This window comes from Streptomyces sp. NBC_00287 (assembly GCF_036173105.1).
In the GTDB taxonomy this organism is placed as follows: Bacteria; Actinomycetota; Actinomycetes; order Streptomycetales; family Streptomycetaceae; genus Streptomyces.
In genome coordinates this window covers 5,000,302-5,023,689 of sequence record NZ_CP108053.1, presented here as the reverse complement: position 1 = coordinate 5,023,689, position 23,388 = coordinate 5,000,302, and the positions used below count along the sequence as shown (strand labels likewise).

Genomic DNA, 23,388 nt, shown 5'->3' with positions numbered 1-23,388 from the left:
AGGTCGGGACGTGATCAGAAGCAGTTGTGGCGGCCGGCGGCGATGTTCATGTGCAGGCCCGACAGTTCGAACGTCCCGGCAGAGGTGGCCCAGACCGTCTGGTGGGCATCGATGATCTCGACCTTGTCCGCCTGCTGGGCGTAGCCGTTGGGATCGACCTTGTCCTTCGGGTTGACCTGGCCTTTGGTCATGGAACCGGTGGCGACGCCGATGTCGACGTTGGTGAAGGTGCCCTTCTTGGCCTTGAGGTCGGTCATGTCGATGTACAGGTCCTTGGCCTTGACCGGCGTACCCGACCCGCCGGCCTTGAGCGTCATCGTGTAGGTCCCGAGCACGGGGATGTCCACCGGGACGGACTGGCACATGTCGGTGACCGTCGCGTTCTTGATGGACGAGACGGAGACGGGCACGTGCTTGCCGTTCTTGGCGACGTCCACCGTGGCGTAGTTGCCGAATCCGGTGCCGCTCAACTTGCCGGCCGAGACCTGGAAGTCGGAACCGGAGATGCTGAACGAAGCGGCCAGGGCGCCCTGGGCCATGGAGACGGCGACAGCCGCCGTGGCGACCACCGTCGGCACCGCACCGATGGCGAAACGCTTCCAGTGGGTCTTGCCGATTCGCTGGGACATGGTGTGGTTCTCCGTTGTCGAGGCGTACGAGACGACCGGACCCAGAACTGACTGGCCCGGGGCGGGGGAAGAACTACGGCTGGGTGCGGCCGTGGCGATGCAGGCAACTTCCGCGGGCTCATGTAGTCCACGCGCACGAAGGAAGCGGGCACACCGAAGAAGCGCTCGATAGTGTTACTACCGAGTACCCGATAGTGGCACTATCGATCCCGTCGGGGCAACCCCCGGTAACGCGATACTGGAGGGACAGTTGAGCGTGAGGGAGCGCATGAGGATTTCAGAGCTCAGCCGACGGTCCGGGGTGCCGATGGCGACCATCAAGTACTACCGCCGGGAGGGCCTGCTCCCCGAGGGACGCGCGCTGAACCCGACCACGGTCGAGTACGACGAGGAGCACATCCAGCGGCTCCGTCTGATCCGTTCCCTCATCCAGCTCGGCGGGCTGTCCGTCGCCCGCACCCGGGAAGTGCTCGAAGCCGTCGAGCGTCCGCTGGACGCGTTCGAGACCCTGGCGGTCGTCCACCACGCCCTGCCCGTTCCTTCCGCGGAGACGAGCGGGAAGGAAGGCGAGGACCGCGAGGACCGCGCGGGTGCCGCCGACGAGGCAGCATCCGGCGGAGCCGCCGCGAGGGTCGAGGCTCTCATCGAGAACATGGGCTGGCAGATCTCCGACGCGTCACCGCATCGCCCGGCACTCGCCGGAAGTCTCGCGGCGCTGAGTCGCCTCGGCACGGACTACACGGCCGACGACCTCATCCCCTACGCACGGCTCGCCACCTCCACCGCTGACCTGGATTTCGCGCAGTTCGAAGGGATCGAGGACCAGATCGCCCTCGCCGAGAGGGCGGTGGTCCTCAGTGTGCTGTTCGAGCCGGTCGTCAGGCTGCTGCGGCGCCTGGCCCAGGAGGACGCGAACCACCGTCGCCACCATCGCCGTCCGTGCGGGCGGGGGGAGCAGCCGGCGGAGTGAGTCCCCGGCGGGGTGCCGACCGGTGACAGGCACCCCGCTCGTAGGGTTCAGCCGGCGGTGACGGGGACCCGCTCGTCGGTCTCCGTCGGCATGTCGGTCTCCTTGATACCGAACCGGTCGTAGAAGCGGGCCAGCGGGGCCGGAGCCCACCAAGCCGCCCTGCCCAGCAGTCTCATGACGGCCGTTCCCAGCAGGATGCGCACCACCAGCACGTCCGTCAGGACCGCGAACACCATGCCGACGCCGAAAAGCTTGATGGTCAGCACATCGCTCATCCCGATCGCCGCGAGCGGCACGCACATCAGCAGCGCCGCGCTCACGACCAGGCGGCCGATGGACTGCAGCCCGGTCGCCACGGCCTCCGTGCTGTCGCCCTGCTTGTCGTACTGCTCCCGCATCCGGGACACCAGGAACACCTCGTAGTCCATGGAGAGTCCGAAGATCAGCGCGAACAGCATGATCGGCATGTTGGGCTCGATGTTGCCGGTCGGGTCGAAGCCGAGCAGGTTGTGCAGATGGCCGTCCTGGAAGATCCAGACCAGGACGCCGAAGGTCGCGGTCAGCGACAGCATGTTCATCGCGATGGCCTTCAGCGGCAGCAGCACCGAGCCGAACGCGAGGAACAGCAGGAGGTACGTCATCACCGCGATGTAGAGCAGCATCCACGGCAGGGTCTCGCCCAGTGCGTCCAGGGTGTCGTCGTAGACCGCCGACTCGCCGCCGAAGTACGCCCGGGCGCCCGGCGGTTCGGGGACGTCCTTGAGCCGGTTCACCAGGTCGCGCGCGTGGGTCGAGACGGGATTGCCGTCGTAGGTGACCGACACCCGGGCCGTGGTGCCCTCGACTCCGGAGATCCTGGCGCTCGTGGCGCCCTTGGTGGCGCCGAGCCGCTCGGCGTACGCCTTCAGCGCCGCGCCCTGCTCCTTCGAGGTCCCGTCGGACTTCAGCACGAGCAGCGAGTCGATGGACTTCACCGCGTCGCCGTCGAAGTCGTGCTCCATGGCGTTGAAGACCTGGCGGCCTTCGGAAGTGCTCGGCAGCTGCTGCGCGTTGATGGATCCGAACTCGATCTTGGAGAACGGCAGGGCGAGTGTCAGCAGCAGGCCCACCGCGCCCACCACCACGAGCCATCGCCGCCGCATCAGGCCGTGCCCGAACCGGTACCAGGCACCCTCGCCCGCCGCCGACCGCCCTGCCTTCTTGCGGCGCAGCGGGAAGGCGTTGACCTTCGGTCCCATGACGGCGAGCAGGGCTGGCAGCGCGACCAGTGAGAAGAGCACTGCCAGCAGGACCGCTGCCACGCCGCCGTACGACATCGACTTCAGGAATGTCGACGGGAAGAGGGTCAGGCCGGCCAGCGCCGCCGCGACCGTGGTGCCGGAGACCATCACGGTGCGCCCGGCCGTGGCGAGGGTGCGCCCGATCGCCTCTTCGCCGGAGTAGCCGGCCTCCAGTTCCTCGCGGTAGCGGCTCACGATCAGCAGGCCGTAGTCGATGGCGACGGCGAGACCCAGGATGGTGACCAGGCTCATGGAGAACACGGACACGTCGGTGATGTTGGCGATGGTCCGCAGGACGGCCATCGATCCGAGGATGGAGAGCACGCCGACGAGCAGCGGAAGGAAGGCCGCGGTCAGACCGCCGAACACGACCAGCAGGAGCAGGAAGAGGACGGGGGCCGAGATGATTTCCGCGGTTCTCAGGTCGTGTTCGATCTTCTCACTGGCCTGGTGGCCGGTGGGCACCGTTCCGCCTTGCAGCGTCTGAAGGCCGGGTGCCGGGATCTTGTCCTTGACCGCCTCGTACGCGTCCTCCTTGGCCTTCTCGCTGCTGCCGTGGAGGTTCAGGGCGACGTAGGTGGCGTGCCGGTCGTGACTGACCTGCGCCGGCATCTTGGTCGTCCAGAAGTCCAGGTAGCCGGTCACCTCCGACTTCGGCAGGGACTCCAGCTGCTGGACGACCGCCTGCTGGAAGGACGGGTCGTCGACGGTGCGGTCCTTGTCGCGGTAGACGATCACCGCGTCGGGTGTCCGCTGCGGGAACGCCTTCTCGGCGATGTGGCCCGCGCGCACGCTGTCCGAGCCAGGGTCCTGGAAGCCGAGCGGTGTCAGGGAGCCGAAGACTCCGGCACCGTAGGCCCCGGACAGGACGACGAACAGCACGGTCAGTATCAGCAGGGGCTTTCGCCTGCGGTGGAGCAGACGCCCGAATCTCTCAAACATGGATTCTCCTGGATGGGTTCTGGGTGCTGGATGGGTGGGAAGTTGCTGTCGGCCGAGGCCGAGGACGGTCTCGAACAGCAGGTCGAGCTGCTGCTCCCGCAGGAAGTGACCGGCGTCGGGGACGGTCGGACGGCTCCGCCCCTTCGCGCCCGGGATGTGCTCCTGGAAGACCTGCTCGAAGGCGCGCGTGATGTCCTCGTGCGCGGCGAAAGCGGTGAGGAACGGCTTTCGAAGGCTGTCGGTACCACCCAGGCGCGGCTCGGCATTGAGGCGGGCGAGTCGGTGGTGTCGAGCGCTACCCGGTGTGGGAACTGCCGCACTCCGGGTCCACACGGAGAATCATAACAGTGTTTTTATTGCTCATCGCAAACCCGTCTACGCGCCACCTAGCCTTGGATGCCAGCACAGCCAGTCGCCCCAAAACGCACCCGCGGGGGCATTCATAACGGTGTTGCAATATGCTGGTTCCATGGCCAGGCTCAAGACACATGACGAAGCACTCCGGCTCCGGCTCCTGCACCGCGCCGCCGCCACGGTTTTCGACCGGGGTACAACCGCGCTGAGCCTGCGACAGTTGGCGGCGGACGCGAAGACCTCGACCACGGCGGTCTACTCGCTGTTCGGCAGCAAGGCCGGGCTGCTCAACAGCCTTTACCAGGAGGCCGTACACCTCTTCGCCCAGCGCCTGGCCACCGTCCGCCCGACGGACGACCCGGCCGGCGACGTAATCCGGATCGGACTGGCCTATCGCGAGTACGCCGTGGCCAACCCGCACCTCTACGCGATCCTCTTCGCCGACCGCAGCGCCCAGTGCCCGTCCGACTCGGACAGGCCGCGTGAGGTCGTCGAGACGTACCGGCCCCTCGTCGACGCCGTGCGCCGCGGACAGCTCGCCGGGCAGTTCGGTCCCGCGTCCGATCCCGAGGTCATCGCACTGTCGGTCTGGGGAATGGCCCACGGCCTGGTGTCCCTGGTGCTGTCCGGGAACGAGCCGCCGGAGCTCGCGGTCGCCGACTGCTTCGAGCGGTCGCTGCGGGCGCTGGTGACGGGGTGGCGGGACAGTGAGGAGCCGGTCGCCGGGCTCGCGCAGGTGACGTGATCCCGGCCCGGTCGTACCCCTCGACTCGGGCTTGCGCGCGGAAACCGATCAGTTTACAGTGACAAAACTGATCGGTTTCTCGCTGTGTGGGCGAGCCCCGGACCCGAATCCCCAGGAGTACGGATGACTGCCGCGCGCGACGCCGAGGGGCAACCGACGGTCCCCGACCCGGCTCCCAAGCTTCCGGCGAAGCTGGCGGCGCACCCGTCGGTCCAGGCCGTACTCGCCCGGCGCAGGGCCGGTGACGCGGTGAGTCCGCCGGCAGTGATCGACGCGGCCTGGCTGCGCGAGCTGTGCCTGGCGGCCGGTGCGGACGACGCCGCCGCGGTCAGCCTGGACCACCCCGACCTGGTCGGCGAGCGCGAGCACGCACAGTCCGCGCTGCCCGGCACCCGCACCCTGATCGCGATGGCGTTCCGGCTGAACCGCGACAACTGCCGCTCCCCCGCCCGCAGCGTGGCCAACCAGGAGTTCCACCAGACCGACGAACAGGCCAACCACGCCGCCCGCAGCGTCACCCAGGCCCTCCAGGACGCCGGCCACCGCGCACTCAATCCGTCGGTCGCCTTCCCCCAGGAGATGGACCGCTTCCCCGGGCGGATCTGGGTCGTGGCGCACAAGACGGTCGCGGTGGCCGCCGGGCTCGGCGTGATGGGCCTGCACCGCAACGTCATCCACCCGAAGTTCGGCAGCTTCGTTCTGCTGGCCACCGTCCTGGTGGACGCGGAGGTGAGCGAGTACGGGCAGGCGTTGGACTACAACCCCTGCATCGACTGCAAGTTGTGCGTCGCCGCCTGTCCGGTCGGCGCCATCGCCAAGGACGGCTCGTTCGACGGGCTGGCCTGCGCCACGCACAACTACCGCGAGTTCATGAGCGGGTTCACCGACTGGGCGCAGACCGTGGCCGACAGCGAGGACGCCGCCGACTACCGTTCCCGGGTCACCGACTCCGAGAGCGCCTCCATGTGGCAGAGCCTGAGCTCGCCCCCCGGCTACAAATCCGGCTACTGCCTGGCCGTCTGCCCCGCCGGCGAGGACGTCCTCGGCCCCTACCTGGATGACCGCAAGACGTTCATGGACACCGTGCTGCGACCGCTCCAGGACAAGAAGGAAACCCTGTACGTCCTGCCCGACTCCCACGCGCAGGAGTACGCCCGGCGCCGCTTCCCCCACAAGCCCGTCAAGGAAGTCACCGGCGGCTGGCAGCCCCCGGCGAAACGCCCTGCGTCCACCGACCGAGAGACACGTACGTCATGAGTGGCATTCACCCCTTCCGCGTCCTGCGCGCCAAGCCTCTGTGGATCGCGAACGGCGCCATCACGGGCGTACTCGCGCTGCTGTTCGCCGTGTTCTACGTCGGCGCGAACATCGATCCGGCCGATCACCTGACCAGACTGCCCGTCGGCCTGGTCAACGCCGACAAGGGAGCCGCGGTCGGCGGCAAGCAGGTCAACCTCGGGGCGCAGATCACCGGGTCGATCAAGAAGTCGACCGCGAGCGGGGACAGGATCGGCTGGAAGGTGATGGACGAGAAGGAGATGAAGGACGAGCTCGGCAAGGGCAAACTGTTCGGCGCGCTCGTCGTGCCCGCCGACTTCACCTCCTCTACCACCGCACTGACCGGCGCCGCGGCCACCGGGACCCCGGCCCGCCCGACACTGACGGTGCTGACCAACCAGTCCGCCGGCAGCCTCGGCTCCGGCCTGGCCCGAACGGCGACGACCCAGGCGGCCGAGAACGCCTCGCTCCAGGTGGGCAAGGAGCTGACCGCCCGGATCGGGACCGCGCAGGCGAAGCTGCCCGCCGCGGCACGCGTCCTGCTCACCGACCCGGCCGCCGTCACAGTCGAGGACGGCCACCCCCTCGACTCACACAGCGGCCTGGGCATGACGGCGTTCTACTACGCGCTCACCCTCGTGGTCGTCGGCATGCTCTCCGCCAACGTCATCAGCGGCCAGGTCGACCACGCCCTCGGCTACACCCACAACGACATGGGCCCGCTGCGCCTGCACCGCCCGCTGATCCGGGCGACCCGGGTCCAGACCCTCACCATCAGCAGCACCCTCATGGCCGGTCTGTCCCTGCTGATGGGAACCCTGGTCATGGCCGGCGCGGTCGGCATCATGGGCATGGACGCCGCCCACCTGTCGCTGCTGTGGCTGTACTCGGTGTGCGCCGTCGCGGTCTCCGGGATCGGCGCGCTCACCCTCCTCGCGGTCTTCGGCACGCCCGGCATGCTGGTGGTCACGCTGGTCTTCATCGGGATGGCGGTGCCCACGTCCGGCGCCACCACCCCGATCGAGGCGCTGCCCGGCTTCTACCGCTTCCTCGCGGAGTTCGAGCCCCTGCGGCAGATCACCGGCGGCATCCGCTCGATCCTCTACTACGACGCCCAGGGCGACGCGGGTCTGACGCGGGGCTGGGTCATGATGGCGGCCGGCCTCGTGGCGGCCGGACTGTTCGGCTTCGGCGTACTGGGGTGGTACGACCGCAAGGGACTGCACCGCATCCCGGCGGAGACGAAGCCCGAGAAGACCGCCGTCCCGGCGTAACGGCAGGTCACCCAGGACGGGCCATTACTCGGAATGGCCCCGGTGTGTGTCGCCCTGCCGGGGACGACAGGCGCGCACACCATCATGGCTCGGCGACGGTCTTCCCCCAGGCCGTCGCCGAGCCTCTGCACGGAACCCCAGGGAAACCGATCGGTTTTCATTTCGTCCGCTTCGGGTTAACCTCGCGGTATGACCACCGAAGTGAAACCAAGCCCCAGGGAGCGACTGCTTGAGGCGGCGGCCACGCTCACCTACCGAGACGGCGTCAGCATCGGCGTCGAGGCGCTGTGCAAGGCGGCGGGGGTGTCGAAGCGCTCCATGTATCAGCTGTTCGAGAGCAAGGACGAACTGCTGGCGGCGAGCCTGAAGGAGCGTGCCGCCACCTTCGCGGCGAGCCTCCTACCCCCGGCGGACGATGGCCGTTCCCCCCGCGAGCGGATCCTGCACGTCTTCACGCGCGTGGAGTCGCAGGCGGGTGCGCCCGAGTTCCGAGGCTGCCGGTACCTGGCTGTGCAGATCGAGCTCAAGGATCAGACCCACCCCGCCAGCCGGGTGGCGCACCAGATCAAAGCGAACCTGACGGCCTTCTTCCGTGCCGAGGCCGAACGGGGTGGCGCGAGCGATCCCGACCTGCTGGCCCGACAGCTCATCCTGGTCTTCGACGGCGCAAGCGCCCGCGCGGGAATTCAGGCCGACAACCTGACCGGACTCGTCGCACCCACGGTGACCACCCTGCTCGACGTGGCCGGGGTGCGCTGACGCATCACCCATCCAGAACACTCCCTCACCACCCGGCACCCGAGGGAAGCCCAATGGCCGCAAGCGTGTTGCCGAGCATGCCGCAGGCGAAGAAGCCTGCGGTCTCGTCGGCATCAGCGCCCAGCGACTGGTGCACGATTTCCCAGATCCTCATCCAGCCGGCCCGGACGACCTCACCGCGCCTCGGCGGCCGCCACAGCGACGTAACCCTGCATCTGCATCAGGAGCGTTTCGGGGCGCGTCGAGATCAGCTGCGCGTAAGCGTTCGTCATGGCCTGAAGGACCCGCTCGCCGTCCTCCACACCGTCGGCCGCCCTCTCGAAAGCCAGGCGGGTGTCTTCCATGCTCCGCATCAAAGCGGCGACGAAGATCGCCTTCTTGTCCGGGAAGAGCCGGAAAAGATACGGCTGCGTGACGCCGACCCGCTTGGCGATTGCCGCGGTGGTGGCGCCGCGGTAGCCGGCGATCGCGAACTCGGCGATGGCCGCGCGGATGACGCTCTCCCGCCTCTCCAGCGCGCGAGTCCTGCCCATGACGTCATCCTCCCTGCTTGAACTTGCACGCGAAAACCGATCGGTTTACTGTAGCGGAAACCGATCGGTTTCGAATGAGTGCGGGAGTCCATGATGACAACAGATCTGCCGGTGGCCATCGTGACGGGTGCGTCATCCGGCATCGGGAAGGAAACCGCACTCGCCCTGGTCGCAGCCGGATTCAACGTGGTCGGCACCAGCCGCGACACCTCACGCGTCACCCCGCTCGGCGGTGTGACGTTCCTCGACCTCGATGTGGTCAGCGACACCTCGGTCACCGCAGCGGTCCAGGAGGTGAGCGAGCGGTTCGGGCGGATCGACGTCCTGGTCAACAACGCCGGAATCGGGTCACTGGGTGCGGCCGAGGAAACCTCCCTCGAGCAGGCCCAGGGCGTCTTCGACACCAACGTCTTCGGGGTCATGCGCATGGTGAACGAGGTCCTGCCGTACATGCGCGGCCAGGGGCGCGGGCGCATCATCAACCTCTCGTCCGTGGTCGGATTCGTGCCCCAGCCCTACATGGCCGTCTACGCCGCCTCCAAGCACGCGGTCGAGGGCTACACCGAGTCCCTGGACCACGAGGTCCGTGACCACGGCATCCGGGCACTTCTCGTCGAACCCGCCTACACCAACACCGGATTCGAGACCAACAGCGCACGGCCCGACACCCGCCTGCACGCCTACGAGAAGCAGCGGCAGACCGTCGACCGCGTGATGGCAGAGGCGATCAGGGACGGCGACGACCCCGCCGTGGTCGCCCGGGCGGTCGTCGCGGCAGCCACCGATGCGAAGCCGAAACTGCGCTACGCCGCCGGCCCCACGGCCGGACGCGCACGCCTGCTCCGCCTCGTTCCCGCCTGGGCCTTCGACCGGCAAATCCGCAAGATGAACCAGCTGGCCGGCTGACGCGCAGGCGCTGCCTGGGCTTTCCGAAGAGCTGCCCCACCCCCACCAGACAGAGGACATCTCGATGCCAGAGCGCAACCCCATCCTGATCACCGGTGCCGCCGGCGAGATCGGTGGTGTGAGCCGGACGATGGTCGACATGCTGCTCGAACAAGGGCACCCGGTGCGCGCGTTCGTGCGCCAGGACGACGAACGCGCGCACTCGCTCCGCCAGGCAGGGGCCGAGGTCTTCGTCGGTGACCTGCTCACCATCGCCGACGTGACCGCCGCGCTGAAGGGCGTCCGGCGCATCTACTTCAGCATGAGCCTGTCGCCGTACTACACCGACGCCGTCAGCCTGATGGCCGCGGCGGCGCGGGCCCAGGGCGACATCGAGGTGTTCGTCAACATCTCCGAGTACGAGCAGTCGTTCATGACGTTCGAGAAGATGACCGCGCCGGAGGAGGAACGGCGCGCGTGGCTCGGCGGACTCATCGCCAACTGGTCGCCGCAGCAGCGTGCCCACTGGGTCGCCGAGCAGGTGCTGGACTGGTCCGGCCTCCCGACCGTCAACATCCGCGGAGCCATGTTCGTCGAGAACCCCCTGATGACCTGGCTGGCACTGGAGCCGCTGAGCAAGGGTGAGCTGCGCCTGCCCTTCGGCGACCACCGGCTAGCACCCATCGCGGGGTACGACGTGGCGGAGCTGTGCGCGAAGATCCTGACCGACCCGGTGCCGCACATCTCAAAGTCCTACGACCTCAACGGCCCGGAGCTGAAGGACATGCACGGATTCGCCGAGGACTACGCGGCCGTACTGGGACGCCCGGTCACCTACGTCCCCGAAGACGTCGAAACCTGGAACGAGACCTACGTCGACACCGCCCTGGCCGCGTTCCCGCACACCGCCGAGCACCTGAAGACCCTGACCCGGCTGATGGGCGGCGGCGGATACCGCGGAGCCACCGGCCAGCTGGAAACCCTGCTCGGACGCCCACCTAAGACCGTGCGCTGGGCGTTGGAGAACCATCCGCGCATCCGAAAGCTGGCGGCCGCCTGACCGAAGACGAGTGTAGGCCGCCTCGAACCGCACTCGGCGAACAGCTCCGAGGCGGCCTCCCGACGACGGATTCGGAGGCCACAGCAGGAGGCTGCCTCCCGGCAGAGATCAAAGTCAGCATCACCGCCGGGGCTCTGCGCGATCTTCAGAATCAGGGCATACAGGGGCCAGTCGCCATGTGCACTCGCAACGACCCTGCGCAGCTGGTGTGGGGGCATGGGGGCACCGTTGTTCACCGTGGTTGTCATCACCCGCCCGCCTCTGTCGACGGCAAACTCCCCGCGTACGGCAGCCCGGCGACGCACCGTCGGCGACCTGGACCCTCGAGTGCACCACGAGCGGTTGCGTACGCCACGCGTGGTCAGTGAGCACCGGGGGTGAAGCTGAGCGGGGATGCTCATGGGAGCCGCCGCGGCCGTCGGGCAGAAACACCGCATCCGCGCGGATCAATATCTGTATCCGTGAAGTGAGAAATAGGTGGGGCACACGGCGAGTATTCCTCGATCGCCGACCCGAGCGGAATTAGTTCCCGCGCAGGGCCGATCGCGTCATGCTAGTGTCGACCTCAGTTGCAGGTGTGGTTGCCAGAAGGTTCATTTTCCGACGGGCTAATCAGCACGGCGACGCGGAATCCGCACAGGGCGAATTCCGAACATCGTCTCCGAAGGAGAAATGACATGGCTACTGGCACCGTGAAGTGGTTCAACGCGGAAAAGGGCTTCGGCTTCATCGAGCAGGACGGCGGCGGCGCCGACGTCTTCGCCCACTACTCCAACATCGCCGCCCAGGGCTTCCGCGAGCTGCAGGAAGGCCAGAAGGTGTCGTTCGACATCGCGCAGGGCCAGAAGGGCCCGACGGCCGAGAACATCGTTCCCGCCTGACACCCGCAGCAACGCATACTTCGCAGCTGGGGCCCGCACCTTGGGGTGCGGGCCCCAGCTCGCTGCATTTCAGGGCGCATGACGGGAAGGCACCACCGCATCACCGAACGCTGACGCATTCCCCGTCGATCCGAATCGGCGCCCATCATCTCCGGCCCGTTCTCGTGACTCTCTGCGCCGCTCATTTTGCTGCGGAAATTCCTTGCTACGTGCCCACGTGCTCACATCGAGGAAAGGTTCCGCTTGAACCGCGCACGCACCGCCCGCACGACCCGCACCTACGACCGCTCCCGGGGGGCTGCCGCCCAGCGCTCGGGAGCGCCGCGGCGTTCCAACGGCTACGAACGTCGACCGGCCGCACGCCAGGGCGAGTTCGCGCTGCCGAAGACGATCACGCCCGCACTGCCCGCCGTCGAGTCGTTCGCCGACCTCGCCCTGCCGACGCCGTTGCTGGCCGCGCTCGGGCACGAAGGCGTGAGCGTACCGTTCCCCATCCAGGGGGCGACCCTGCCGAACTCTCTGGCCGGCCGTGACGTGCTCGGCCGTGGCCGTACCGGGTCGGGCAAGACCCTCGCCTTCGGCCTCGCGGTGCTGGCTCGGACAGCGGGTCGGCGCGCCGAGCCGCGGCAGCCGCTGGCCCTGGTCCTCGTACCCACCCGTGAACTGGCCCAGCAGGTCACCGACGCGCTCACTCCGTACGCCCGCTCCGTGCGGCTGCGGCTGGCCACCGTGGTGGGCGGGATGTCGATCGGCAGGCAGGCCGGTGCACTCCGGGCCGGCGCGGAGGTCGTCGTCGCGACGCCGGGGCGGCTGAAGGACCTCATCGGCCGTGGCGAGTGCCGACTGGACGACGTCGCCATCACCGTCCTCGACGAGGCCGACCAGATGGCCGACATGGGTTTCATGCCGCAGGTCACCGCGCTGCTCGACCAAGTGCGCCCCGCAGGGCAGCGGATGCTCTTCTCGGCGACCCTGGACCGCAACGTCGACCTGCTCGTCCGCCGTTACCTGACGGACCCGGTGGTGCACTCCGTGGATCCGTCGGCGGGTGCGGTCACCACGATGGAGCACCACGTGCTCCACGTGCACGAAGCGGACAAGCACCGGACGACCACCGAGATCGCGGCGCGAGACGGCCGGGTGATCATGTTCCTGGACACCAAGCACGCTGTGGACCGGCTGACGAAGCACCTGCTGAACAGCGGCGTCCGCGCCGCGGCCCTGCACGGCGGCAAGTCCCAGCCGCAGCGCACTCGGACCCTCGCCCAGTTCAAGACCGGACATCTGACGGTGCTGGTGGCGACCAACGTCGCGGCGCGCGGGATCCACGTCGACAACCTCGACCTGGTCGTCAACGTCGATCCGCCCACCGACCACAAGGACTACCTGCACCGCGGCGGCCGTACCGCCCGCGCCGGAGAGTCCGGCAGCGTCGTCACCCTGGTGACCCCCGACCAGCGCCGCAGCATGAACCGGCTGATGGCTGCAGCCGGCATCAACCCCCGGATCACCCCGGTACGTTCGGGTGAGGCCGAACTGAGCCGCATCACCGGGGCCCAGGCCCCTTCCGGTGTTCCCGTCGTCATCACCGCGCCCGTCGCGGAACGCCCCCGCCGTGCTGTGTCGTCCGCAGCTCCCTCGCCCCGAAGCCGCCGCGACCGCCCCTCCCAGGGGCAAGCCACCGGACGAGCGGGGCGGCGCAGGGCACAGCGGCCCGCCTTCGAGCCGGCTGCCTAGAGGCCTCGATCAGAAGCTCACCCATGTCCGAGGAGGCAGCTTTGACACCGGTTCAGACGCAGCGACAACAGGCGGTTCCCTCCCCCATGAGCGCGGTCGGCGACATGGACGCGGCCGGACCCCGGGTCCGGGACGACATGACCGTCGAGGTCGCCCTGGCCGTCATGGCCAGTGCCCGTGTCGAGTACCTCCTCCTGTGCGACGGGGACGACCAGTGCACGGGCTCGATCACCCGGGCTGAACTCGCCGTTCACCGCGGCAGTTCCACGTACACGGACCGGATCCGGCTACGGGACGTCCTCGACGGACCGTTGATCCACCTCGCCCGGGTCAGCCCCTTCTCCTTCTCTCAGCCCGTCTCCTTCTCTCTGTGAGGGCTCATGCGCTGTGTCATCGCCCGGTACCCGTTCGACCTGACCAAAAGCGGAGTGCTGGCCTCGATGAAGGGCATCACGCCCGAGGTCGTCACAGGTGAGGCCGTGACCATCGGCCGCCGCCGCTACCCCGTCAAGCAGGTAGGGCAGGTCATCACCCGGCAGGATTGCCGTGACTTCACCGGCGGCGAAGTCATCCGGGCCATGACCCGCCTCGGTTTCACCTGCCATGCCCGCCCCGACGCCGCGCCCGTGCGTGTCCCGACTCCGCTCCAGATCGCGTCGACGCTGCTCGGAGCCGTCTCCCTGGACGTATGAGTACGGGCGGCAAACCGCCATCAGGATCCCGGTGAGGGCCCTGCCGATACGTGTCGGCAGGGCCCTCACTGTTGTTGCAGGTCACAGGCTATCTGTTCCCCCAAAGAGCCGAAATCTACTGTCGCCGGAGTAGACATTGAGCTCTGGCACGGTTAGCCTCTTTCTCGTTGACACCGGTCAAGCGAATCCCGGCAGACACGAACTGGCGGGTTGCAGTACATGAAGTTCGCAGGTCCAAGTGGTTTGGTTCATCAGAGGAAGGACGGAGGAGCAGACGCCATCAGGATCGCCCGGCCCGAGAAGCCCTCGGCCCGGGTACCGCAAGACCCCGGATTGGAAGGTGGTCCCCGGTCACGCAGCCGCGATCCCCGCACACCCCCCTTTTGCAGGGCTGGTAGCGGAAACAGAAGGTCGGCACAGCATTAGGGCCGACAGATGGTGTTGAATTTCCTTCGGGGCCCTGGTGCCGTGCGGCACCAGGGCCCCTCGACGCGCGTTGCACAACGAGGTGACATGACAGCAGATACCCCTCTCAGTGGTCGTCTGGACGACGACGACTACCCCGCATACACGATGGGGCGGGCCGCCGAGATGCTCGGCACCACCCCGGCTTTCCTTCGAGCCATCGGTGAGGCTCGTCTGATCACTCCGCTGCGCTCGGAGGGCGGACACCGCCGGTACTCCCGCTACCAACTGCGGATCGCGGCGCGGGCCCGCGAACTCGTCGACAAGGGCACCCCGATCGAGGCCGCTTGCCGCATCGTCATCCTTGAGGACCAGCTCGAGGAAGCTCAGCGCATCAACGCCGAGTACCGCCGCCGTGCCGAACACGAAGCGCCCGACAGCTCCGTTCCCCGTTCCGGCTGAGCACGTGGCGCGGGCCGGTCGGCAACGAATCTGCCCAGGTCAGCAGGCATACGGCGATGCACGCGCCGTCGCTTCCCAAGGTGATGTTCCGGTGGGGAAGGGGGCGAGCGCCGCCCGGCGTCGGAAGAGTTCCTCGGCCGCGGTCTGGGCCCGCAGGCGGATGTCTTCCGGGTCGACGGTGAGGATCTGACCGCCGTCGACGAGGAGGCTGGGCTCGTGCCCGTCGTACCCGGCGCTCCCCGCGATCGCCGCGTGCTCGGCGTCTACACCACCGACCTGCCCGACCCCGGGCGCTACATCGACGGCGGTGAGCTCGTCCTCACGTCCACCACCTGGTACCGGGAGCCGCGGGACGCCGACGTGTTCGTGGCCGCGCTCGCCGGATCAGGTGCCGCAGTGTTGGTCGCCGGTGCGGCAGCCATCGGCGAGTTGCCGGCCTCCCTGGCCCAGGCGTGCGAGCGGCACGGTCTGCCGTTGTTCACCGTCGGCGACGACGTGTCGTACGCGTCCCTCACCGAGACCGTGCTGGCCGCGCTCGCCGGGCCGGTGGGCCGCTCGCCGGGCGCCGGGCTGCATCGCGGGCTGGTCGCCAGCATGGCGTCGGGGGCCGGGCCCGAGGGGCTCGTGGAGGTGCTGGCCCGGTCCACCGGGATGTGGTGCGCGGTGCTGTCCGCGACCGGGCGCCCCACCGCCGGCGCGGTGCCCGAGGTGTCGGACCACCACCTCGAACGGGCCCACCGCGAGGCCCTCGCCACCGGTGCCTTCCCCTCCGTACAGCCCCTGCCCGGCGGCGGGCACCTCACCTTCTTCCCCGTGCAGTCCCCGGTCGCGCGCCGTCCGCCCGCCGGTTACCTCGCCGCCTTGGGCGACTACCGCGACTGGGCGCCCGGCGTCGCGGACGCAGCCGCGGAGGTGTGCGCGCTGCTCGCGCTGGACCGGGTCTCCCGGCAGGAGCGCCGGCGCATCGAGGAGCGGTTCCTGCGGGAGTCGGTCGACCTGGTGCGGGAGGGACGCTTCGACGCGGCGGAGGGCCGTCTGCGCAGCCTCGGCCTCGACCCGGAGGCGACGCTGACCAGCGTCTACGTCACGGCCATCGGCCGCCCGTACGGTGCGGAAGTGGCTGCCGTCATCCTGGATGACGTCTTCGACCAGCTCCCCGGCTGCTCGGCGCCGGTCGCCGAGGAGGACGGCTATCTGATGCTGGTGCCGACCGACGACGACTTCCGCCTCTCCGCCCGCCTGGAGGAGGCGGCCCGTCGGCTCGCCCCGCTCCTCGCCCACGGATGGGCCGCCGCCGGTACGGCCGGACTGCGCCGCTCGCTCGACGAGGCCCGGCACGCCCACCGCATCGCCTGCCTCGGCACCGCCACCGTGCGCACCGCCACCGCCGAGAACCTCTCCTCCCACCTGCTGCTGCTCGCCTCGGTGCCGGACGACGTCCGCAGGCTCTACCGCGAGCGGCTCATCGGCGTCCTGGAGGAGTACGACGCCGAGCACCACAGCGACCTCGTGGGCACCCTCACCGCCTTCCTCGACGCCTCCGGATCCTGGCAGCGCTGCGCGAAACAGCTCCACGTGCACGTCAACACGCTGCGCTACCGCCTCCAGCGGGTCGAACAACTCACCGGGCACAGCCTGGCCACCCTTCGTGACCGCGTGGACTTCTGCCTGGCACTGAGCATCCGCTGATTCGACGAAGGTCGGCGCCTTGCAACGGCGCATGCGCCTGTCGGGCGGCAGAAGCGCTTCAGGCGACGTCGTGGACGTAGTGCTCGCTCAGGTCGGATGCGTGCCGGGCAACAGCCCGGTAGTCGGCATCGTCGTGGAGGACAGCCAGGCCGTGGTGGGCCGCGGTGGCGGCGATGACGAGGTCCACGGCCGAGGCGCTGCGATGCTCCCCGGCCTGGGCCATACGGTGTTGCACCGCACCGACCCAGCGCCCCGCGTTCTTCGGTACCGACACGTCGGGGTAGAGGTCGGTGAACATCTCCGCGATCTCGTCGTACTCGCGTCCGTTCCGAGCGCTGTAGAGGAACTCTGCGCGCTGGGCGTAGCAGGACGCGATGACCCCTGCATTGATCGCGTCGTACCAGGCCGATTGCAGTTTGGGGTCGCGGAGCAACCGGACCAGGCCGGACGTGTCGAGCAAGTAGATCACCGGCTGTGCTTCTCCGCCCGGTGCAGGCGCTCGGCGTCCTCGACGGCACCCCACTCACGCGCACGCTCGAAGTGACGGCTGATGCGAGCCGCGCGCTCCTGCTGCTCGGCGTAGAAGTTCAAAGCGAGATTGACCGCCTCCTTCTTCGTCCTGACCTTGGACAGAGCCATGGCACGTTCCAAGGCGTCGTCATCGATGTCGATCTGGGTCACAGACATGCGGCACCTCCCCACAATGTTGGTGATGTACAAAGAAGAATACGTCACCAACATTCGCGGGTCCATGCCAGTTCCCGGCTCAAGGCAACCCTTTGCGTGGCCTGTGACCACAAGGAGTCGGATCCGGCCCTTCGGGTGGCTGGATCCACCTTTCCTCCCGTGAACGGCATGCAAGGAGCGCACCTCCCCCATGAACAACCCCACGAACGACGGGCGCCGCGGGCGGCACCGCCGTCGCTGGACCGCGACCGGTCTGCTGCTCGGCGTGCCCGCCATCGTTGTGCCGTATCTGCTGTTCGCGCAGGAGGACTCGCAGGCCGCGACGGTCGACGGCAGTGCCTACTACCGGCTGGTTTCCGTACGCAGCGGCAAGGTGCTGGACGTCAACGCGTTCTCCACGGCCGACGGCACCCGCATCCAGCAGTGGACCGACCAGAGCACCGCCAACCAGCAGTGGAAGTTGAAGCCCACCGGGGACGGCTACTACGAGCTGGTGAACCGCAACAGCGGCAAAGTGCTGGGCATAGCGGGCGGTTCGACCGACCGGGCGGCCGCCGCCGAGCAGCAGACCGACAGCTCCTCCACTTCTCAGGAGTGGCGGATCGACGATGTGAGCGGCTCCGACGCCGTCACCTTCACCTCCCGCAAGAGCGGCCAGGTCCTGGACGTCTCCGGAGGCTCCACGGCCGAGGGCGCGGCAGTCATCCAGTATCCGAGCAGGGGCAGCACCAACCAGCAGTGGAAGCTGGTGCAGGTGTCCGAGGCCCAGGCGGCCGGGGCCGGCAGCGCGCAGACCACGGCCGCGGCCGGACCGTATGTGTGGAAGAACGCCCAGGTGGTGGGCGGCGGTTACGTCACCGGGCTGGTGTTCAACCCGCGGGAGAAGGGCCTGCTGTACGCCCGCACCGACATGGGCGGCGCCTACCGCTGGGACGTCGCGGCCGAGCAGTGGATCCCGCTGACCGACTGGGTCGGCGAGAAGGACTGGAACCTGCTGGGCATCGACTCGGTGGCCACCGACCCCGTCGACCCCGACCGGCTCTATCTCGCGGCGGGCACCTACACCAACAGCTGGGCGGGCAACGGCTCGATCCTGCGCTCCAAGGACCGTGGCCGCACCTTCCAGCGCACCGACCTGCCCTTCAAGCTGGGCGCCAACGAGGACGGCCGCGGGGCGGGCGAACGGCTGGTGATCAACCCCGCGGACAACGGCACCCTGCTGCTGGGCACCCGCAAGAACGGCCTGTGGCGCAGCACCGACCACGGCGCGACATGGAGTCAGGTCTCCTCGTTCCCCGTCAAGGACGGGGCGAGCAGCGGCGCGGGCATCTCCTTCGTGACGTACGACCCGAAGGACAGCAAGACGGTCTATGTCGGCGTCGCCGACAAGTCCACCTCCCTGTACCGCTCCACCGACGGCGGCGGCACCTGGCAGGCCGTCTCCGGGCAGCCCACCGGCCAGATGCCGCAGCACGGCGTGGTCTCCGGTGACGGCTCGCTGTACCTGACGTACACCAACGTCGTCGGACCCAACGGCGTGACCGCGGGCTCGGTGTGGAAGTACACGCCGGCCGGCGGGGCGTGGAAGAACGTCTCGCCGTCCCAGGGCAGTTACGGGTTCTCCGGTCTGGCCGTCGACCCGCAGAAGCCGTCCACGGTGATGGTCACCACCCTCGACCGCTGGTGGCCCGAGGACGAGATCTACCGCACCACCGACGGCGGTACGACCTGGAAGGCGCTGGCCGACAAGTCGGTGCGGGACGCCTCCGCCGCTCCCTACGTCGGTACCGGCACCGGGCACTGGATGACCGCCCTGGCCATCGACCCCTTCAACTCCGGGCACGTGCTGTACGGCACTGGCAGCGGCATCTGGCGCAGCAAGGATGCCAACGCCTCCGACAGCGGCGGCACCAGTCACTGGACCGTGGGGGCCCGAGGCCTTGAGGAGACCGCGGTGCTGGACGCGGTCGCCCCGCCCGGCGGTGCCACCGTCATCTCTTCCATGGGTGACCTCGGCGGTTTCCACTACAACTCCTCCAGCTCCCTGGCCGAGGTGCCCGCCGGGCGGCTGAAGAACCCGATGATGATCACCAGCACCGACATCGACTTCGCCCAGTCCAACCCCTCGCTGATGGTCCGCGTCGGCCGTGGCGGCGAGCAGGACGGCGCCTACTCCACCGACGGCGGCAGCAACTGGACCGGCTTCAAGTCGGAGCCGGTGGGCAGCGCCGACAGCGGCCAGGTCGCACTCGCGGCGGACGGCTCCGCCATCGTCTGGACCGAGGAGGGGCAGGCCCCGTACCGCTCGACCGACAAGGGGGCGAGCTGGTCGAAGGTCAACGGCCTGGGCAACGGCGCCGTGGTCGTCGCCGACCGCTCCTCGGCCAAGACCTTCTACTCACTGTCCGGCGGCACCCTCTACGCCAGCACCGACGGCGGCGCGACCTTCACCGCCCGCGCCACCAACCTGCCCTCCGGCCGGCTCACGGCCGTCCCCGGCATCGCCGGGGACCTGTGGATCGCCGACGGTGGCAAGGGGCTGCTGCACTCCACCGACGGCGGCCGCACCTTCACCACGCTCAGCACGGTGAAGTCGGCCTCCGCCCTCGGCTTCGGCAAGGCCGCGCCGGGCGCCTCCTACCAGGCCCTGTACCTGATCGGCACCGTCAAGGACGTCACCGGCGTCTTCCGCTCCACCGACAAGGGCGCCACTTGGCTCCGCGTCAACGACGACGCCCACCAGTGGGGCAGCATCGGCGGCACCGGAGTCGTCTCCGGTGACCCCGACACCTTCGGGCGCGTCTACATCGGCACCAACGGACGCGGCCTCCAGTACGGCGACCCGTCCTGACCCAGGCGCCCAAACGGGGCCGCAGGCACAACGGCCTGCGGCCCCGCTACGGCTGCGGCGCTGCGCGAAGTGCTGCTTCACCATCTGTAGTGCGGGTACCTCACCGGTGATGCGGTGAGGTCAGGTAGCTGCCTGAGGAGTTCCTTGCCGTAGTCGTTGCCGTTCGGGGTGCGGATGATCGAGTGGACGTGCTTCTGGGTCGGGCCGTCGCCCTGGGTGGCGCCCTAGGCTCCGGCCAGCGGGCCCGGGCCCTGGCAGGGCCCGCAGCCGCAGCATGACCTCCTCCAGCGAGAAGGGCTTGGTCACGTAGTCGTCGGCGCCGGCCGACAGTCCGTCGAGGCGGTGTTCCAGCGCGTCGCGGGCGGTGAGCATGAGCACGGGCAGCCGCGCGTTCTCGTACCGCAGTCGCCGCAGTACGTGCACGCCGTCCAGGTCGGGCAGCATCCCGTCCAGGACGACGGCGTGCGGGGCGCAGCTGCGGGCGAGCGTCAGGGCGCCGTGTCCGTCGTCCGCGACGAAGGGCTGCCAGCCCGCCCCGGTCACGGCCCACCCCACGATCCTGCGCCGCGATTCTGAGGGTTCGCTGTGGGCGCCCTGTTGCCCGGCCGTGGATCGCGGTGACGTCAGATCGGGCTCAGCTCCCGGACGGGGCCCGGCAGCGTCGAGCGCAGACGTCGGTCGTGGGTGACGATGATCAGGGTCCCTTCGTAGTCGGCGAGGGCCTTTTGGAGGTCCTCCACCAGCGCCGGTGCCAGATGGTTCGTCGGCTCGTCCAGGAGCAGGGCGTCGTGGGGCTCGGTGAGGAGGTGGGCCAGTTCCAGGCGGCGGCGCTGGCCCGTGGACAGGTCCCCCACCCTCCGGGGCAGGTCGGAGTCGCGGAAGAGGCCCAGGGAGAGCAGTTCCTCGGCGCGGTCCTCCCCGAAGGCCGCGAGCAGGGAGAGGTCCTCGTCCGCCGGCGGGGCCGCCACCTGACGCAGGAAACCCACCCTCGCCGGTCGCCGCACCGTCGCGCCCGGCTCCGGGGTCAGTTCACCGGCCAGCACCCTCAACAGGGTGGACTTTCCCGCGCCGTTGGGACCGGTCACCAACAGTCGGCCACCGGCAGGGACATGCAGCGAGTCCAGGAGCAGGCGACCGGGCACCCACAGGTCCGCCACCTCCACCGCCCGGTCCGCCGAACCCTCAATCTGTGCCGCGAAGCGCAACGGCTCCGGCGGCGCCGACACCGGGTTCTCCGTCAGCCGCTGCACCCGCTCACAGGCATTGCGGATCCGGCTCATCGCACCGTGGGCCCGCGACCGGGCCCGGAACGCACCCGCCCCGCTGAACGCCCACGGCCCCTTGCGCGGGATCGCGTCGAGCCGGCCGATGTGGGAGTCGGCGAGCCGCGACTGGCGGGCCACCTCCGCCCGCCACTCCTCGTACTCCCGCTCATGGCGGGCGCGTTCGGCGGCCTTGGCGGTGAGGTATCCCTGGTAGCCGTCGCCGTAGCGGCGGACGGATCCGCCGTCCACCTCCAGGATGGTGTCCGTCACCCGGTCGAGGAAGGTCCGGTCGTGGGTGACGGCGACGATCGTGCCGCGGTGGGTGCGCAGCCGCTCCTCCAGCCAGGCCACCGCCTCGTCGTCCAAGTCGTTGGTCGGTTCGTCGAGGAGGAGGAGTTCGGGTGCCGCGGCGAGCGTCGCGGCCAGGGCCAGTCGGGAGCGCTGGCCGCCCGAGAGCGTGCCGAGCCTGCGCGAGCGGTCCAGGGCCGCCGACTCGCCCAGGTGGCGCAGGGTTACGTCGACCCGGCGGTCCGCGTCGTAACCGCCGCGCGCCTCGAACTCCGCCTCCAGCGCCGCATATCGGTCGTACGCCGAGGCATCGGTTTCGAGCGCGGCGCCGGTCGCCCGCAACCGTCGTTCCAGAGCGCGCAGTTCGGACAGCGCCAAGTCGATGGCGTCGCCCACACATGCCGTGTCCTGCAGGTCCAGGGTCTGCGCCAAGTGGCCTGTGCCGCCCGGTGCTACGACGGTGAGCTCGCCGTTGTCGGGCCATACGGCGCCCGCGAGCAGCCGTAGCAGCGTGGACTTGCCGGAGCCGTTGTCCCCGATGACTCCCGCCCGCTCCCCGGGGCGGACGGTGAACGACACACGGTCCAGGACGAGTTGAGGGCCGTACCGCTTGCTGACATCGGTGACGGTGAGCTGGGAGACGGTAGTGGAGGGTGCTTCCGGAGTACGGAACAAGTGGTTCTTCTTTCGTGGGCGACAGGGGTAGGGGTTCGGTCGAAGTGTCGAGACGAGACGTCTCGTTCCGACCGGACTCCGGAACCATAACCCCTACCTCTCACCCACGCAAGACGCTCCGTCTCGCCAGTGCCGGGTCACCAACCGGGGCCCACCCGGAGCAGATGGTCCCGTACCCGCGTGACGTGCGGATTCTCCGAAGTGCCCGGGCGCCCCACCAGGTAGGCGGTGTTGATGGGCGGATCCTCGGGTTCGTGGAGGGGGATCAGGGCGCCCTCGGCAAGTTCGGGGGCGCACAGATAGCGAGGCAGAACGGAGAAGCCCGCGCCTCCGGTCACCGCCGTCAGCACGCCCCGTAGGTCCGGCATCGTGACCGCGGCCCGGCAGTTCAGGCGCTGCTCGAAGACGTGCCGCCAGTAGCGGCGGAGGATGGGGAGGTCCTCTGCGTAGGCGATCAGGGGGACCGCGTGGAGGACGCCCGGGCCCTCCGTCGTCACCCGGTCGCCGATTCGGTCCGCCCAGGCCGGTGCCGCCACCAGCACGAACTCCTCGTCGAACAAGGGGGACGCGTTGAGCGTCCGGCCCCGGGGGCGGGTGGTGGCCAGGACCAGATCGTGGCTGCCCGCCCGCAGCTCGTCCAGCAGCGGGTCCGTCAGGCCGGGCGTGACCCTCAGTCGTACGCCCTCCGCCACCAGCGGGGCCAGTGCCGGCAAGACGCGGAGGCAGAGGAGTTCGGCCGGACCGGCCAGGTGGACCGGGGCCGGCGGGCCCGCCTCCGCCGGATCGCGGCCGGTGGCCGCCAGCAGCGCGTCGAGCGGTCCCGCGACCCTCGCGGCCAGGTCATGGGCGTACGACGTGGGCGTGACGCCCCTGGGCAGACGGGCGAAGAGCTCGCGGCCCGACTGCCGCTCCAGGGCCTTCACCTGGGTGGTCACCGTGGGCTGGGAGATGCCCAGCACCTGTGCGGCGGCGGTGAAGGAACCGGAGCGGTAGACGGCGAGGAACGTCCGGATCAGATTGAGATCCTGAGGTACGTCCACTCAGGCC

At 69.2% G+C, this 23,388-nt stretch carries 21 protein-coding genes and 2 pseudogenes; 15 read left to right on the top strand and 8 right to left on the bottom strand.

The window, feature by feature from the left end:
• Positions 1 to 14: 14 nt before the first annotated feature.
• A complete protein-coding gene (locus OHT76_RS22905) occupies positions 15 to 629 on the bottom strand; it encodes a DUF6230 family protein (protein ID WP_328872725.1) in 615 nt (204 codons plus the stop codon).
• Positions 630 to 897: 268 nt separating this feature from the next.
• Here OHT76_RS22905 and OHT76_RS22900 point away from each other — a divergent pair, with 268 nt between their 5' ends.
• On the top strand, positions 898 to 1,599 hold the full coding sequence (locus tag OHT76_RS22900; protein ID WP_328872724.1) for a MerR family transcriptional regulator: 702 nt from the start codon (positions 898 to 900) through the stop codon (positions 1,597 to 1,599).
• A gap of 47 nt (positions 1,600 to 1,646) precedes the next feature.
• On the opposite strand, the gene OHT76_RS22895 is transcribed toward OHT76_RS22900, so the two are convergent.
• Positions 1,647 to 3,821 carry an MMPL family transporter gene (locus OHT76_RS22895; RefSeq protein ID WP_328872723.1) on the bottom strand — a complete coding sequence of 725 codons (2,175 nt, stop codon included), beginning with the start codon at positions 3,819 to 3,821 and terminating at the stop codon, positions 1,647 to 1,649.
• Positions 3,822 to 3,863: 42 nt separating this feature from the next.
• Between OHT76_RS22895 and OHT76_RS22890 the strand changes: the two genes are divergently transcribed.
• The 5 genes from OHT76_RS22890 (at position 3,864) to OHT76_RS22870 (ending at position 8,231) form a co-directional block, all read left to right on the top strand.
• Positions 3,864 to 4,166, top strand: a complete 303-nt coding sequence (locus OHT76_RS22890; RefSeq protein ID WP_328872722.1) for a hypothetical protein — start codon at positions 3,864 to 3,866, stop codon at positions 4,164 to 4,166.
• Between the two features lie 124 nt (positions 4,167 to 4,290).
• Complete coding sequence (locus OHT76_RS22885; protein ID WP_328872721.1) at positions 4,291 to 4,920, top strand: TetR/AcrR family transcriptional regulator; 630 nt, start codon at positions 4,291 to 4,293, stop codon at positions 4,918 to 4,920.
• A gap of 123 nt (positions 4,921 to 5,043) precedes the next feature.
• On the top strand, positions 5,044 to 6,177 hold the full coding sequence (locus OHT76_RS22880) for a 4Fe-4S binding protein (protein ID WP_328872720.1): 1,134 nt from the start codon (positions 5,044 to 5,046) through the stop codon (positions 6,175 to 6,177).
• Complete coding sequence (locus tag OHT76_RS22875; protein ID WP_328872719.1) at positions 6,174 to 7,472, top strand: DUF3533 domain-containing protein; 1,299 nt, start codon at positions 6,174 to 6,176, stop codon at positions 7,470 to 7,472. Before OHT76_RS22880 ends, OHT76_RS22875 begins: the two co-directional genes overlap by 4 nt.
• A 189-nt stretch (positions 7,473 to 7,661) precedes the next feature.
• A complete protein-coding gene (locus tag OHT76_RS22870; RefSeq protein WP_328872718.1) occupies positions 7,662 to 8,231 on the top strand; it encodes a TetR/AcrR family transcriptional regulator in 570 nt (189 codons plus the stop codon).
• Positions 8,232 to 8,256: 25 nt separating this feature from the next.
• On the opposite strand, the pseudogene OHT76_RS22865 reads toward OHT76_RS22870, so the two are convergent.
• Positions 8,257 to 8,764: pseudogene (locus OHT76_RS22865) on the bottom strand (TetR/AcrR family transcriptional regulator).
• Positions 8,765 to 8,857: 93 nt separating this feature from the next.
• Here OHT76_RS22865 and OHT76_RS22860 point away from each other — a divergent pair.
• From OHT76_RS22860 to OHT76_RS22825, 8 genes are all read left to right on the top strand, one after another.
• Positions 8,858 to 9,670, top strand: coding sequence for an oxidoreductase (locus OHT76_RS22860; protein WP_328872717.1), 813 nt, complete (start codon positions 8,858 to 8,860; stop codon positions 9,668 to 9,670).
• Positions 9,671 to 9,734: 64 nt separating this feature from the next.
• Positions 9,735 to 10,709 carry an NmrA family NAD(P)-binding protein gene (locus OHT76_RS22855; RefSeq protein ID WP_328872716.1) on the top strand — a complete coding sequence of 325 codons (975 nt, stop codon included), beginning with the start codon at positions 9,735 to 9,737 and terminating at the stop codon, positions 10,707 to 10,709.
• Between the two features lie 677 nt (positions 10,710 to 11,386).
• Entirely contained in the window at positions 11,387 to 11,590 is a 204-nt protein-coding gene (locus tag OHT76_RS22850; protein ID WP_030224351.1) for a cold-shock protein, read from the top strand.
• Between the two features lie 243 nt (positions 11,591 to 11,833).
• Positions 11,834 to 13,327, top strand: coding sequence for a DEAD/DEAH box helicase (locus tag OHT76_RS22845; protein WP_328872715.1), 1,494 nt, complete (start codon positions 11,834 to 11,836; stop codon positions 13,325 to 13,327).
• 86 nt (positions 13,328 to 13,413) lie between these two features.
• Entirely contained in the window at positions 13,414 to 13,701 is a 288-nt protein-coding gene (locus tag OHT76_RS22840) for a hypothetical protein (RefSeq protein ID WP_328872714.1), read from the top strand.
• A gap of 6 nt (positions 13,702 to 13,707) precedes the next feature.
• Positions 13,708 to 14,019, top strand: a complete 312-nt coding sequence (locus OHT76_RS22835) for an SCO5918 family protein (protein WP_328872713.1) — start codon at positions 13,708 to 13,710, stop codon at positions 14,017 to 14,019.
• A 513-nt stretch (positions 14,020 to 14,532) separates the two neighbouring features.
• Entirely contained in the window at positions 14,533 to 14,886 is a 354-nt protein-coding gene (locus tag OHT76_RS22830) for a MerR family transcriptional regulator (protein ID WP_328872712.1), read from the top strand.
• A 216-nt stretch (positions 14,887 to 15,102) separates the two neighbouring features.
• Positions 15,103 to 16,575, top strand: a complete 1,473-nt coding sequence (locus OHT76_RS22825) for a helix-turn-helix domain-containing protein (protein WP_328872711.1) — start codon at positions 15,103 to 15,105, stop codon at positions 16,573 to 16,575.
• Between the two features lie 58 nt (positions 16,576 to 16,633).
• On the opposite strand, the gene OHT76_RS22820 is transcribed toward OHT76_RS22825, so the two are convergent.
• Together OHT76_RS22820 and OHT76_RS22815 are read right to left on the bottom strand one after the other, a co-directional pair.
• Entirely contained in the window at positions 16,634 to 17,044 is a 411-nt protein-coding gene (locus tag OHT76_RS22820; protein ID WP_328872710.1) for a PIN domain-containing protein, read from the bottom strand.
• On the bottom strand, positions 17,041 to 17,262 hold the full coding sequence (locus OHT76_RS22815; protein ID WP_328872709.1) for a type II toxin-antitoxin system VapB family antitoxin: 222 nt from the start codon (positions 17,260 to 17,262) through the stop codon (positions 17,041 to 17,043). The genes OHT76_RS22820 and OHT76_RS22815 overlap by 4 nt, the downstream gene beginning before the upstream one ends.
• Positions 17,263 to 17,452: 190 nt before the next feature.
• Between OHT76_RS22815 and OHT76_RS22810 the strand changes: the two genes are divergently transcribed.
• Positions 17,453 to 20,113 carry an RICIN domain-containing protein gene (locus OHT76_RS22810; RefSeq protein WP_328872708.1) on the top strand — a complete coding sequence of 887 codons (2,661 nt, stop codon included), beginning with the start codon at positions 17,453 to 17,455 and terminating at the stop codon, positions 20,111 to 20,113.
• Between the two features lie 255 nt (positions 20,114 to 20,368).
• Here the strand turns inward: OHT76_RS22810 and OHT76_RS22805 are convergent.
• The 3 genes and pseudogenes from OHT76_RS22805 to OHT76_RS22795 form a co-directional block, all read right to left on the bottom strand.
• A pseudogene (locus OHT76_RS22805) lies at positions 20,369 to 20,671 on the bottom strand (response regulator); the annotation flags it as partial.
• Between the two features lie 65 nt (positions 20,672 to 20,736).
• Positions 20,737 to 22,341: a ribosomal protection-like ABC-F family protein gene (gene abc-f / locus OHT76_RS22800; RefSeq protein ID WP_328872707.1), complete on the bottom strand. Its 1,605-nt coding sequence runs from the start codon at positions 22,339 to 22,341 to the stop codon at positions 20,737 to 20,739.
• Positions 22,342 to 22,478: 137 nt separating this feature from the next.
• Positions 22,479 to 23,381, bottom strand: a complete 903-nt coding sequence (locus OHT76_RS22795) for a LysR family transcriptional regulator (RefSeq protein ID WP_328872706.1) — start codon at positions 23,379 to 23,381, stop codon at positions 22,479 to 22,481.
• Between the last annotated feature and the right edge of the window lie 7 nt (positions 23,382 to 23,388).